The 14,728-nt window shown below is 41.1% G+C and carries 12 protein-coding genes; all 12 read right to left on the reverse strand.

Annotated elements, in window-relative coordinates:
- The coding region (locus B4J23_RS02845; protein ID WP_291358705.1) for an ATP-binding protein at positions 1-1,459 on the reverse strand (1,459 nt) is incomplete at its 3' end.
- 33 nt (positions 1,460-1,492) lie between these two features.
- Positions 1,493-3,655 carry a DDE-type integrase/transposase/recombinase gene (locus B4J23_RS02850; protein WP_291358706.1) on the reverse strand — a complete coding sequence of 721 codons (2,163 nt, stop codon included), beginning with the start codon at positions 3,653-3,655 and terminating at the stop codon, positions 1,493-1,495.
- Positions 3,639-4,442 (reverse strand): TnsA endonuclease C-terminal domain-containing protein, encoded by an 804-nt coding sequence (locus B4J23_RS02855; protein WP_291358707.1) that lies wholly within the window; start codon positions 4,440-4,442, stop codon positions 3,639-3,641. The genes B4J23_RS02850 and B4J23_RS02855 overlap by 17 nt, the downstream gene beginning before the upstream one ends.
- Positions 4,443-4,596: 154 nt before the next feature.
- Positions 4,597-6,435 (reverse strand): glutamine--fructose-6-phosphate transaminase (isomerizing), encoded by a 1,839-nt coding sequence (glmS, locus tag B4J23_RS02860; protein WP_180047775.1) that lies wholly within the window; start codon positions 6,433-6,435, stop codon positions 4,597-4,599.
- A 12-nt stretch (positions 6,436-6,447) separates the two neighbouring features.
- Positions 6,448-7,812 (reverse strand): bifunctional UDP-N-acetylglucosamine diphosphorylase/glucosamine-1-phosphate N-acetyltransferase GlmU, encoded by a 1,365-nt coding sequence (gene glmU / locus B4J23_RS02865; RefSeq protein ID WP_291358708.1) that lies wholly within the window; start codon positions 7,810-7,812, stop codon positions 6,448-6,450.
- Between the two features lie 20 nt (positions 7,813-7,832).
- The gene (locus tag B4J23_RS02870) at positions 7,833-8,354 is read right to left on the reverse strand and encodes a phosphatidylglycerophosphatase A family protein (RefSeq protein WP_291358709.1); all 522 of its coding nucleotides are present in this window, start codon (positions 8,352-8,354) and stop codon (positions 7,833-7,835) included.
- Positions 8,332-9,249 (reverse strand): thiamine-phosphate kinase, encoded by a 918-nt coding sequence (gene thiL, locus B4J23_RS02875; protein ID WP_291358710.1) that lies wholly within the window; start codon positions 9,247-9,249, stop codon positions 8,332-8,334. The genes B4J23_RS02870 and thiL overlap by 23 nt, the downstream gene beginning before the upstream one ends.
- A gap of 17 nt (positions 9,250-9,266) precedes the next feature.
- Positions 9,267-9,716, reverse strand: coding sequence for a transcription antitermination factor NusB (gene nusB, locus B4J23_RS02880; protein WP_005233270.1), 450 nt, complete (start codon positions 9,714-9,716; stop codon positions 9,267-9,269).
- 4 nt (positions 9,717-9,720) lie between these two features.
- Positions 9,721-10,191 (reverse strand): 6,7-dimethyl-8-ribityllumazine synthase, encoded by a 471-nt coding sequence (gene ribE / locus B4J23_RS02885; protein WP_004280926.1) that lies wholly within the window; start codon positions 10,189-10,191, stop codon positions 9,721-9,723.
- 11 nt (positions 10,192-10,202) lie between these two features.
- Positions 10,203-11,324 (reverse strand): bifunctional 3,4-dihydroxy-2-butanone-4-phosphate synthase/GTP cyclohydrolase II, encoded by a 1,122-nt coding sequence (ribBA, locus tag B4J23_RS02890; protein WP_291358711.1) that lies wholly within the window; start codon positions 11,322-11,324, stop codon positions 10,203-10,205.
- Positions 11,325-11,735: 411 nt separating this feature from the next.
- Entirely contained in the window at positions 11,736-13,247 is a 1,512-nt protein-coding gene (locus B4J23_RS02895; protein WP_291358712.1) for an aldehyde dehydrogenase family protein, read from the reverse strand.
- 336 nt (positions 13,248-13,583) lie between these two features.
- Positions 13,584-14,552: an alpha/beta hydrolase gene (locus B4J23_RS02900; protein ID WP_291358713.1), complete on the reverse strand. Its 969-nt coding sequence runs from the start codon at positions 14,550-14,552 to the stop codon at positions 13,584-13,586.
- Positions 14,553-14,728: the final 176 nt, after the last annotated feature.

Genomic DNA, 14,728 nt, shown 5'->3' on the forward strand with positions numbered 1-14,728 from the left:
CCAAAATAATTGATAGTAGTTCTATCAAATGCTTGTCAGGATGTTTAATAAATACTTTTTTAACCATCGGTATCAAAATCTTGGAGTCATAACCAAGCTCAAGTAACAGAGCATGTAAACGGAGAGATTCATCATGTCCTTGATATTCATCAAGCTCATCTTCTTGCTCAATTGCACTTTCTTCGATTTTGGAAAAAAGTTTTAACAATTGTCTGTCAATTTCAGGTGTGATCAAATCAGGATATTGTGCAATTCGTCGAGCATCACCTGAACGTAAGGCATCTATAATATGATGAATTGGTTTAAAGTCTTCTTGATATGTATTTTGGAGCAATTTTACAGTGATTCGTTCTAAACCAGATTCAATTGCTCGTATTTGTGCAAGGACAAAAAGCTTAACAGTTACATCTAAAATACCTTGGGTTAGATCAAACCAGCATTGTCGCAACTCCTCTGAGAGTGCTAGATCAGCTTTTCTTAACCACTGATATTTCCAAAGAGCATCTGTAAATGTCATCCACTCAGATTTTCGAACCTTCCCATCTGGGGTTTTTATTGCAGGTTCATTTTTTATAGGTTCCCAGTGAATTGAACCAAAACCTACAGCTCGACGTGATGAGCGCAAATCACGTTCAAATATGTTACTTGCTTTAGGTGTTCCTACCATAATTATTGGCAAGCTATAAACATTCACTAAAGTCACAAAGAAATTCAACATTTCATCAGAATTTTTAGATCTGTTTGCCATGAGGTGTTGAATTTCATCAATCACCAAAAGACCGATTGCATGAAGATGGGCAATGTGTCCCATAAGTTGCAAGAGCTTTTGTTCATTATGTCTTTTTTGAGTGTATTGTTGTTCATAACTAGTTCCTAAAGCACGGTCAACAGCACTAAAGAAACTTAAATATAGGGATTTAAGTGAGCCATTATATGGGCAGTCTATTTTTAGATAGACCAGCTGAGTGAAATTATGTTCAGGATGATAAATTTTTTGTGGGTAATTTCTAAGAATGCGATTTAACGTGGTTGTTTTGCCACTACCAGAGAAACCGATAAACACTAGACTTTGTGCTGTTGATATTAAATCTGTATGGCGAGAAGCATTAAAATCATTGCTTTTAATATGTTCAAAACTATTTTGTAAATGCCGATTTAAATCACCTGTAGTAATATTTCGTCCTACATAGCCTTTTCTCAACATAATAGAAATTTTTTGTTCTAATGTTAAATGTCGTTTAATAGGGTGAAAAAAATTATTTAATAACTGGGATATAATATGAGCACGAGTATTGTTGGGTAGTTGTCGATCAGATAATTTAAATTCGATAGTACCCCTAATGGCTTGGATTGTATCTTTTGCCTCAAAAATTTCGGGTAGTGCCTCAATAAAAGGGTTTCCCTGATAGTCAGAAACTGGGCTTACTGTATACACTGCATGGTCATTTTTATTAGTCATAATTGTATCCCGCTTATTTGAATTTATTGAATATCAGTTATCATCGTCACAATCTTCAAGGTCATCTAGCAACTCTTGATAAATGCCAAAACGTAGTTTGTAATCTTCATCATTTTCTAAATTTATAAATTGCCTAGACTTAGGTATAGGAATAATATTACTTTGATTTTCTGAAGACTGCTCAGAGTGGTCTAGAACCGTAAATGCAGATTTTGACGATTTTTGGCTGTTGTTTCTCTGTTTCAATCTTTCACTGTCTTTTTCAGCTTGTTTATTTTTACGAAGATCAGTCAACCGTTCTTTTTTACTAAGTGTTGAAGAAGGTTTTTTTGCATCTGCCCGAGCAATAATTGATTCAATATGTTCTTCAAGGCTTGCTTGAGACCTATCGGTTTTTAGGTTTTGAGCCGCTTTCGTTTTCTTTTGTTCGTGTTGAACCTGCCAAACTTCCCAAAAACTACAGCCTATGAACTCTCTAGATCTTGGAGAAAGTGTAGCTTCCCAATAATCTAAACTATGCTTCTGATAAAACACATAAATTATTTCTGCATTACTTGGATCATAAGCCACTTGTAATGATTCTGGACGAGAAATAGATTTTTTACGATGCATCCAGCCTTGTTTATATATTTCAGGGCAATTATAAAATACTCCAAACATTTTTAGGCCGAGGTCGGACAAGGTCGCTTTAACTTTAGGTAATAAAGCAACATGTAATGCTTTTTCAGAAACTTGTTTTAACTGACCCACACGATGTTGTATTCCCCAATTCCATAAATGAATAGGAACTAAAGGCAAATCACTAGGCATATCTATATCACGATCATAAGTTGTTAATTGATGGGATGTATTATGTGCAAGTATTGAACCAATAATGATCTGCTTAAATTCAGTTATAGTAAGTGTTGAATCTAATCGGTAGTCAGAGCCCCCACGTTTTTTCTCTTTAACCTGTTGTACTACGCCAGAAGCAAAAGGCTTAAATTTTGTCTGAATAGTTCTGAAATAACGTTCAACAATTGGTTTTAAATCTCCACGATAAGGTGCAGTATTTTCAATACGGATAGAAAAGTTATATTCTAAAGCTTCAATCTGATGTCCTAATAATTCTCCCCGATCTGCCAAAATAGCATCGGGTAATCCAATACATGGCCAGTCATCATGTGTAATTTCATAACCATATTGTTTGCATAACTCAACTTTATCTGTCATAGCGACTTGTAGAGCTTGCATTGCAGTTACATAGGAGGCATTTTCAAATCCAATATAGAAACCAACCACCATTCTACTAAATACGTCAGCAACTAAATAAATAGTGGGTCTTCCAACAATACAAGCACGATCTGAATCTGATACAAGATAAATATCAGCAATGGTTGCATCAATTTCATAGCGAGAACCAGGCCCTAGGACTTGGGTGTTGACAGTAGAATGGAGCTCTCGGATGTCTTTTGCATAGATAATCGGATTGGTTCGAGCAGTAAGTTGAGCCACTTTTGGAAACTCACGCTCATAAAAATATTTAAATTGCCAGATGGTCGGAATTTCGCTATCAGGAGTATCTGGAAATAATGAATGATACATCGTAGAAAATTTACGATAGGCATAACTCAAAGAATTTTTATCCTTTGTTAACATATATTTATTAATATTAATTCTGAAAAGTCGCTCGATATTCTGATCAACTAATGCACCAACACCTTCACTATATTTTCTTGGCCTACCTAGTTTTTTATTTTTTGCAATACGTTTAACACCTTTAGCACCAGAATTGTTATAACTGGGAATAAGTGCATTTGGTGTTTGACCTCGTTGCCAGTATCGACGTGCTAATCTATAAATGGTTTGATGAGTTGTTTTATGCTGCTCAATAATTATTTTAACAAGGCTAAAACGAATAGATGGATCATAGAAATGCTCATTAGATATGAGTAAATCTATAATGTTCATTCCCATATCACGTTTTTTTTGCTGTACAGAGCCTTCTGTCACATTAATCAAGGAGATATCGGCAAAAGGATCATTGGTTATTTCTGCTTCGCCTACTTCTATGGCTGTAATCAGTTCTTCTTTTTTTATTATAGAGGGATTAGCATTAGGATGATTTAAATCAATCCAGATAATATGAGAAGGAATAATTTTAAGAATGCGGTAATCTTTACCTTGAAATTTATATACACTATTGATTCGAAACATGGCGAATCTCCTCCCATATTTCAAAATTTCCTAACTTGATCTCAGAGGCTTTAATCTTTTTATAGTCTTTGGTTATATCGAAAATAAAATAACGTTGAGCAAGCAGTTCTCGGAGCTCAGCTAAAGACGTACCAATCGTTAAATTATATGCTTGATCTATTTTTTTGCTTAAAGTAATTAATTCGAGTTCAGGATATTGTGTAAATATATGAATATAATCATTTAAACGATCATGAATTTCAGCACTAGATTCTCTCATGGCTGGATAAAGCCATTTGATGTTATTCAAAATAACTGAAGGAATTTCTTTTTCTGTAAGGATATACCAAGGTGTATCTGTACTTTTCCAATATCTACGCTCAAGTTCTAGTTTTTCAACGGTTCTTTCATCCTGTAAGCTATTTGTGTATTTAGTTCGGATGACAAAATTTGGTTGGTTAGTACTTTGACTATTTACATAAAAACTTGAACTGATAGTTTGTAGGGCATCTTTAACTTTAGGGTGAGAGATTTGAACTCTTTCTGAAATTTCGAGCGTAGTGTTGAGAGGCAAGGGAAACTGCTCTCGGATATCAGTAATTAACGGATTCCAGTCTAAAAGTAGAAAAATTGCAAGTTCTAAATCAGATAATAAATGATGGGTGCGCTTCGTTGTATGGCCAAAAACTCGGTGACAACGACCTTTTGAACTTACATCTTGTACAGTAATCCATGGCTTATAATCTTTTAAATAGCCTTGACCACGTCCTTCTTTAATCCAGCATTTCTGCTGATGTTCTGTAGCCATAACAAATCGCCCGCTATTCTTTATTTATTCAGAATAGCAGGCGATTAATTTGTAATCAATATGGGGTGATACTTTATTTTTGAAGATGAAACTATATTACTTAGGATGATACTTTATTACCTACATACATATATAACAGACTCATATTTATAAATTATTCAACTGTTACGGATTTCGCCAGATTACGTGGTTGATCGACATCTGTACCACGCAAGACTGCCACATGATAGGAGAGTAATTGCACCGGAATGCTGTACACGATTGGAGCTAATAGAGCATCTACACTTGGTACATGAACCACATGCTGACGATCTTTTGCTTTAATGCCGCTATTTTCATCAGCAAAAACAAAAAGTTCACCGCCACGTGCCTGAACTTCTTCCATATTGGATTTCAGTTTATCGATCATGTCATCTTGCGGCGCCAGAATCACTACTGGCATATCATTATCTACTAGTGCCAATGGGCCGTGCTTCAGCTCACCCGCCGCATAACCTTCTGCATGAATATAAGAAATTTCTTTCAACTTCAGTGCACCTTCCAGTGCGATCGGGAAGTGTGTACCACGACCTAGGAATAGACAGTGCTGTTTCTCTACAAAGAGTTCAGAGAGACGCAGAATTTCATCATCATGACTTAAAGTATCCAGAAGTACTTTAGGCATATGCCATAGTTCAGTGGTGATCTCAGTCATCTGTTCAGCTGAAATAGCATTTTTCACTGTACCGATTTTCAGTACCAGTAACATCAAAGCTGCGAGCTGGGTGGTAAAGGCTTTGGTTGAAGCCACACCAATTTCAGGACCCGCTAAAGTCAGCAGGCTGTAATCTGTTTCACGTACCATTGAAGAAGTTGCAACATTACAAATCGTCATCGTCGTAATGTTTACACCTTTTGACGTAGCACGTTTTTGGGTATCACGCAGAGCAGCTAAGGTATCGGCTGTTTCACCTGACTGAGAAATACACACATAAAGTGTGTTATTGACAATCACTGGCGTACGGTAACGGAATTCACTGGCAATCTCGACCTGACAAGGCAGATCAATCAGCTGTTCAAACCAGTATTTGGCAATCATGCCGGCGTGGTAACTGGTACCACAGGCAATAATCTGGATTTGCTGGATTGTTGAAAAATCCTGTTCCGCATTCACCAGAAAATCTTCACGCAGTGTATTGCCATTCAAGGCTTGTGAAATGGTCTGTTTTAGGGCTTCAGGTTGCTCATAGATTTCTTTGAGCATGTAGTGCTTATATTCACCCTTAGAAGCATTGCTCACGGTGGCATCCAGTTCTTTGACTGGACGATCTACCAGTTGACCATCCACAAATACTTCAATGGTAGTACGGGTCAGACGGGCAATATCACCTTCTTCAAGATAGATAAAGCGATTCGTGATTGGTAATAAAGCCAATTGGTCAGAACTGATAAAGTTCTCGCCAATACCGACACCGATGACTAGTGGTGAACCTTCACGTACGGTAATCAGTTCATCTGAATGATCTGTATGTACGATCCCGAGCGCATAAGCACCTTTCAGCTGTGGTACAACCTGACGAACAGCTTCAAGCAGGCTAGGGGTAGATTTCAGTGCATCATTGACCAGATGGGCAACCACTTCAGTATCAGTTTGTGAAGTGAATACATAGCCTAAAGCTTCAAGATCATCTTTCAGCTCCTGGTAATTTTCAATGATACCGTTATGAACCACAGCAACATTACCCGAAATATGGGGATGAGCATTGTTTTCAGTCGGTTTACCATGAGTTGCCCAGCGTGTATGCGCAATGCCTAATGAACCATTAATCTGTGATTCATTCACAGCTTGTTCAAGATTCGCGACTTTACCCACACGGCGCTCACGGAGCACCTGGCTATTATTGATTAAGGCCAGACCCGCAGAGTCATAACCACGGTATTCAAGACGTTTTAGGCCTTCAATTAAGATATTGCTGATATTACGTTCCGCGATGCCACCGACGATACCACACATATTAACTTCCTCTTATTTCTTGATTTTTTGCGGACGCTGATAGTTTTCTTTGGCAAATTGCTTGGAACGTTCTACCGCTAAACTGTTCTCTGCCACATCACGGGTAATCGTTGAACCCGCTCCCACTGTCGCACCATTACCGATCTGGACCGGTGCAACCAGAGAGCTGTTAGAACCAATAAAAGCATGATCGCCAATGATGGTCTTAAATTTGTTGGCACCGTCATAGTTGCAGGTAATTGTTCCTGCACCAATATTGGAACCGCTACCAACTTCAGCATCACCTAAGTAAGTGAAGTGATTCGCCTTAGAACCTAGACCAATACTAGAATTTTTCACTTCAACAAAGTTGCCAATATGGACTTCAGCTGCCAGTTTTGCCCCTGGACGCAAGCGTGCAAATGGACCAATCTGTGCTTGTTCACCCACAATTGCATGATCAAAGATGCTATATGGCTGAACTTTAGTGCCCGCAGCAATCTTGGTATTTTTAATTACGCAGCCTGCACCGATTTCAACATTATCACCGAGTTCGCAATCACCTTCGATAATGACATTGATATCGATCCGCACATCTTTACCAACAGTGAGTTGACCACGTAAGTCAAAACGGCTTGGGTCAATCAGATGTACACCTTGCTGCATCAGCTGTTTAGCTTGATAAGCCTGGAACTGACGCTCCAATGCAGCCAGCTGCACACGGTCATTGACACCTTCGACTTCAAAAGCCAGTTCAGGTTCTACTGAAGCAACTTGCATACCATCAGTCAGCGCCATGGCGACGATATCAGTCAGGTAATATTCACCCTGGGCATTGTCATTGCTTAAACGTGGTAGCCATTCATGCAGTTTGGCATTGCTCAATGCATAGATACCGGTATTAATTTCTTTAATCTGACGTTGTTCTTCAGTGGCATCCTTATGTTCGACAATGGCTTGAATTTGGTCATTACGACGCACAATACGCCCGTAACCAGTTGCATCCTGCAGGGTCAGGGTCACCAGACCAATACCTTTATCCTGAGTCACATCCAGCAGATTTTGTAATGTCTGCTGGCTAATGCAAGGTACATCGCCTGATAAAATGAGAGAAACACCGTCTTGAGGTAGAACAGGCAAGGTCATCTGCACAGCATGACCGGTACCGAGTTGTTCTGCCTGTTCAACCCACTTAATATCCTGATCCGCAAATGCAGCCTGAACCTGATCGCCACCGTGGCCATAAATGGTAATGATATTGCCTGCATTGAGTTTTTTCGCAGTTTCAATCACATGACCGAGTAAAGGACGTCCTGCAAGTGGTTGTAACACTTTGGGTAAGTTGGAACGCATACGGGTTCCTTTACCTGCAGCAAGAATAATCACAGTCGTAGACATGTTGTAATCCTAAAAATGGCTTAAGCCACGGTGAAATAAAAATACAGCCAGATACACAGTGCCGCCCAGAGACCGGCAATAATATCATCCAGCATGATGCCAAAACCACCGCCGACTTGGCGGTCAATGACCCGGATTGGCCAGGGTTTCCAGACATCGAATAAACGGAATAGGGCAAAACCAATGAGGAGCCATAGCCAGTTCATTTGTCCCAAATATAAAACGGGTAAAAAAGTAATGGATTGTCCAGCAAATTCATCCCAGACAATACGTCCATCATCATGCACACCCATCAACTCCGCAGTTTTGTCACAGATATAAATTCCGATCAGCGACATGATGATCATAACCATCACGGAAGCAGACAAACCAATCGCCAGCCAGATCGGGACAAACAGCAGGGCAAAAGCAGAGCCAAAAGTTCCTGGTGCTTTGGGACTTAGTCCGGAACCAAATCCTACGCCACAGAACGTAATAAAGCGTTCATACCAGGACATGGCTTTAAAATTAATCGTGGGTTTATGCAAAGTGTTGATATCCATTTAAATTCAGCATGATCTCATCCCCGTGGTATTGTAGGGACAAGGTCTGATTTTCAGTAATTGTACCAATTCTTGTTATATTTATATCAGGTTGTTGTTCTAATAGCTGCGCATAATGCAGTGGGCTTAGAGTAAAGCATAATTCATAATCGTCGCCACCGGCAAGTGCATATTGCCATTGCTGTTCATGACTTAATGCTTGTAAAGCGGGACTAATTGGCAGATTTTCTAGATGCAAAGTTGCCCCTACATTAGAGCCTTTCAGGATATGTCCCAGATCCTGAGCAAGCCCGTCCGAGACATCAATCATACTGTTGGCTAAACCTTTTAAGGTTGTCCCAAGCTCACAACGTGGGGTTGGATAATCCAAACGTTTCTGTAATGGGTGGCCGAGATGATTTAAAGCAAAAGCGGCATCACCCACTGTACCGGATACACAAATCAGATCGCCCGGCTTGGCACCTGAACGTGGCACAGCTTTGCCAACTTCTACCCAGCCCAGGGCAGTCACAGATAAGGTCAAATGAGGACTTTGTGTGGTATCACCACCAATTAAGCTCACACCAAATTGATCGCAACAATCATAGAGACCCTGACTAAAGGCTTTTAACCAGTCATGATCAATTTGGGGTAGGCTCAAGGCGAGTAAAATACTATGCGGGGTCGCGCCCATGGCTGCAATATCAGAAAGATTAACAGCGACAGATTTCCAGCCAATCGCATGAGGATCGGTGTCTAAAGGAAAATGACGTCCAGCAACGAGGGTGTCGGCACAGATGACCAGTTGTTGCTGTAGAGGAGGGGTGAGCAAGGCTGAGTCATCGCCAACGCCTAAATCGACAGAATTTTTATTCTGACGATTGAAATAGGTATCGATAATCGAAAACTCAGCCATACAACAATTCGACTAGATTAGTTGGCTTGCTGTTTTTCTGCTGCACGTAAAGTTGTCGCTAAACGGTCCAATACACCATTGATGTATTTATGGCTGTCTGCACCGCCAAAGTGTTTAGCTAACTCAATTGCTTCATCCAGAACCACGCGGTATGGAATCTCAAGATGTTCTTTGAGTTCATAGGCGCCTAGGCGAAGTGTAGCGAGTTCTACACCATCAAGTGCAGAAAGTTCACGATCCAGCACAGGGATAAGCAAAGCATCCAATGCTTCATGATTGGCAACCACTTGAGTCAACAATTCATGATAATAGCTGAGATCCACTTTGTGCATGGCATTATCTACACGAGTACGTGCTTCAATCTCATGCACCGGATTGTGGCTCATCTGCCATTCATAAATTCCTTGTACAGCAAAGCGACGTGCTTTACGTTTTGCTGCATAAGTTGCTTGAAGTGTTTGCGACATAGCGTTAAATAGCCTTTAACAAGTTAACCATTTCAATAGCAGTCAAGGCAGCTTCACTACCTTTATTACCTGCTTTTGTACCCGAGCGTTCAATCGCCTGTTCGATACTATCCGTAGTCAATACACCATTAATCACTGGTAAGCCAGTGTCCAAGCCAACTACGCCCAGACCTTTGGCACATTCACCAGCTACAAAATCGAAGTGAGGCGTGCTGCCACGAATCACAGCGCCCAGCGCGATGATGGCATCGAAACGATCTGAAGCTGCCAGTTTTTTCGCAACCACAGGAAGTTCCCAAGCACCAGGTGCATGAACAACAGTGATATTATCCTCTGATACGCCATGGCGTTTCAATGTATCAATGGCACCTTCTAACAGATGTTCAACAACAAAGCTATTAAAACGACCAACTAAAATCGCATAACGGTCTTCGTTCGCGAGATGCAACATACCTTCAATACGGCGAACTGCCATAGGAACCTCGATTATTTCTCTGATGTTTGTTGTGCGGTGATGTATTCCACCACTTCTAAGTTAAAGCCGGACAGGGCATTGAAACGTAATGGAGAGCTAAGCAGCTTCATTTTTTCCACGCCGAGGTCACGTAAAATTTGTGCGCCGACCCCAATGGTCTGATACTGCTGAGACAGGGCAGCATTGGATTTTATATTTTTTGGTGCTGTAAGTGCATCCAGGGCAGGGCCTAAGTCCTGTAAATGGCGCTGGCCAATCCAGACCAGAACACCACGATCACTGTTTGAAATTTCTTTTAAGGCACGGTCCAGATTCCAGGCCGGTTCACCATCTTGCTTGTTCAGCTTTAATAGATCACGCGTCGGATTAAAGCCATGCACACGTACAGTCGTCACGCCGTCTTTAGGCTGACCTTTCACCAGTGCTAAATGAATGTCCGGGTTACCGATTTCACGGTAACGATAGAGATCAAACACACCGTATTCAGTATCTATAGTTTGCTGGTCAATACGCTCAACCGTTTGCTCATTGGTCATACGGTAATGAATCAGATCAGCAATAGTCCCCATTTTCAGGCCATGCTTTTCTGCGAAAATTTCAAGATCTGGACGACGCGCCATGGTGCCGTCTTCTTTGATGATTTCACAGATCACAGATGCAGGTTCCAGACCCGCAAGACGAGACAGGTCACAACCGGCTTCAGTATGACCGGCGCGGTGCAATACGCCACCTGGCTGTGCCATCAATGGAAAGATATGGCCAGGCTGTACAATGTCACTTGGTTTGGCATGTGCAGCCACCGCAGTTTGAATAGTGTGCGCACGTTCAGCTGCAGAAATACCGGTAGTAATGCCGTTGGCTGCTTCAATTGAAAGGGTGAAGTTGGTTCCGTGCTGAGCGCCGTTGGCATCCACCATCAAGGGTAGATTTAACTGCTGGCAACGTTCTTTGCTTAAAGTCAGACAAACCAGGCCACGTGCATGGGTGATCATAAAGTTGATGTCTTCAGGACGCACGTGGGTCGCAGCAATCACCAGATCGCCTTCATTCTCACGGTCTTCGTCATCCATCAGGATAACCATTTTTCCTGCACGGATATCTGCTACAAGCTCTTCAACTGTATTGAGCGGCATCAACCTTCACCTTCTTTTTTGATCTATACCAGACCGAATCACGACATTATTACTGCATAGTCTAACGCTTTTTAAGCAATTTTGCCTATGCTTATTGCTTTCCCTCAGGGGTTCATTGTTATACACAGTCTTGCGTAGCATGAAAAGTCGACTTTAAATGAAAGCACAGGCTTTATGCTGGATTTTTAAACGATCAGAAAGCATAAAAAATGACAAACTTATTTAAAATCAACATAATTATAAATAATCTCTTATTTTTTATGCAGTTTTATTTATTCGTTTAATACAGCCCTTAAAAATACAAATATATCCTCATGACTCTCTTTATAAATTTTTACCAATCAGTTTAAAATTCTGTTTGAAATAATGAATGAATCAGGCGGACCGAAGTCCACCCGAATTTAGATCAGTTTAGAAGAAGCCTGCTGGTTTGGTTGAATAACTCACTAACAGGTTTTTAGTTTGCTGATAATGATCCAGCATCATGCGGTGGTTTTCGCGGCCAATCCCGGATTTTTTATATCCCCCAAAGGCTGCATGAGCCGGGTAGATGTGATAGCAGTTGGTCCAGACCCGACCAGCCTGAATCGCGCGACCAGCGCGGTAAGAGGTATGTGCTGAACGTGACCAGACACCGGCACCGAGTCCATAAATCGTATTATTGGCAATTTTGATGGCTTCATCGAAGTCTTTAAAAGTCGTCACTGCCAATACCGGTCCAAAAATTTCTTCCTGAAAGGTGCGCATGTCATTGGAACCTTTAAAAATTGTTGGCTCGATATAAAAGCCTTGTCCCACTTCCTGACGTTCATTGCCGCCTAACAAGATTTCCGCACCTTCTTCACGGCCTGTTGCAATACAGCCGAGAATCTTGTCCTGCTGTTCCTGTGAAGCCTGAGCCCCGATCATGGTCTCGGTATCCAAGGGATGACCAGTCTTGATCTTTTTCACTCGCTCTACTGCAAGTTCCAGGAATTGGTCGGCAATACTTTCCTGAACCAGCGCACGTGAAGGGCAGGTACAGATTTCACCCTGGTTTAAAGCAAACATGGTAAAGCCTTCCAGGGCTTTTTCCAGGAAATCATCTTTCTGATCCATGATGTCAGCAAAGAACAGGTTCGGAGATTTACCTCCAAGTTCCAGCGTCACTGGAATAATATTCTCGGTGGCATATTGCATGATCAGCTGACCCACAGCGGTAGAACCGGTAAAGGCAATCTTGGCAATGCGTGGATTAGTCGCCAGTGGACGGCCGACTTCAACGCCGTAGCCATTCACGATATTTAACACCCCTTCAGGTAACAGGTCCTGAATCAGTTCAACCAGCACTAAAATACTCACCGGTGTCTGTTCAGCAGGTTTCAGCACAATACAGTTTCCAGCTGCGAGAGCTGGGGCCAGTTTCCAAGCCGCCATTAGAATCGGGAAGTTCCACGGGATAATCTGACCCACGACACCCAATGGCTCATGAAAATGATAAGCAATAGTGTCTTCATCAATTTCCGAGATGCCGCCTTCCTGGGCGCGAATACAGCCGGCAAAATAGCGGAAATGGTCAATGGCTAAAGGAATATCGGCTGCCAGGGTTTCTCGGATCGGCTTGCCATTATCCCAAGTCTCTGCAACTGCTAGTAACTCAAGATTTTCTTCAAGACGATCGGCAATTTTTAATAAAATATTGGAACGGGTAGTAGGGGAGCTGTTATTCCATTGCTGTTTGGCGGCATGAGCCGCATCCAGCGCCAGTTCAATATCTTCCACTGAGGAGCGCGGAACTTTGGTAAAGGCTTTTCCATCTACGGGGGAAATATTATCAAAATATTCACCTTTGACGGGTGGGACCCATTTTCCGCCAATGAAGTTTTCGTATTGGGATTTAAATTGCACTTTTGAACCGTCAGTATTGGGATCTGCATAACGCATAATTCTATTCCTTGATATGATTATTATTGATGAATGCCGAACCACTTCTGCCCTGCAAAAGCCCTCAGATTCAACATCTCAGCTCTACTATAGAGAGGGAAAAAAATCGCAGGATAAATACTTACAAGCTTGCTACAAAAGGCAACATTTGGATAAAAATGAAATTTATTATTTTTATAAATTTCAATATCTTATTTTTATAATGAAATGATTTTAATATGTAAAAAGCATTACTGATCAGCTTGATATTTTTATTTCATATCCAGGAAAAATAGGTAAATAAAATTATTGAAAAATAAGACAGGCAGAGCTTGCTACCTATCTTATTCATCTGGCTTATAGGGCTTTATTTTCCAGCCATTGAAATAGCTGCTGATAGACCTGCTCACGGACCGGTTTTTCTGAAAGAACCAGATCATGTATCCCATTTTGAATCGAACAGAGTTTCACATCGCCCTGGATTTTCTGCGCATGTTCAATCATGTCGCGTACCTGAAGAATCACGTCACTGGTTTGAGTATTACGATTAAAACGTAGGGGATAAGTGGTTTTGTGGGCATGCATTAGCAAAGTCGGAATATTTAAACGTACACCCTGATGAATTTCTTTTTGTGCTTCGTGAATGGCATGTACAAAACTCAGACGCACCCAGTGATAGCTAGGTTTTTTCCATTCCAGATCAAAATGCCATTCCCCCTGATAGCTAATATGCAGACTAGGCACATAATGACGATTTAAGCGGCTAGGAAATAGCATTTCCGGAAAACGTTTTCCCAGACGGCTCAATTTAGGCACCAGAAACTTTTTCTCAAAAGGCGTCATATTAAAGTCATAAAAAGGACTATTGAGCCATAAGCCTTTAATTAAGGGATGATCTGGATGATGTGCTGCATACAAAGTAGTAATTAATCCGCCGGTAGAATGGCCACTGAGTAAAACCGTGTCATGGCCTTCCTGTCCAATAATTTCAAGAGCCTGGCTGATTTCTGCATCATATTCTGAAAGATGATAGACATTATAAAGTTTCTGATGGGACAGATAGGATCGGCCGTATTTACGTAAATCCAGTGCATAAAAATCAAAACCTTGCTGATTAAAACGCTCTGCCATTTCAGTCTGGAAAAAATAATCAATAAAGCCGTGAATATAGAGGACAGCTTTAGAGGTCGGTTGGTCTGCCTTTTTGCGGATCAGTGTGGCAACTACTGTGCCTTCAGTATCTGGCGGGAATTCTAAAGTGGCCTGTTCATAACCTTCACCCAGAATATCAGGTTGATATTCAAGGCTGGAAAGCGGATGGGACATATTGTTCTACTCATGATTATTTTTATTCACTTATCCTTGTGGATTGGCTTGCATTTGTCAAATCCTGCTGTCTGATCCATTTGAGATCAGTAGTCCTATTCAAAAAATAGCCAAATATAAAATCTCAGGTCATTGGCAGCCTGATTGACTAAATAAAAATTAATAAAAAACCCCGG

This window comes from Acinetobacter sp. UBA3025 (assembly GCF_002367915.1).
Lineage (GTDB): Bacteria > Pseudomonadota > Gammaproteobacteria > Pseudomonadales > Moraxellaceae > Acinetobacter.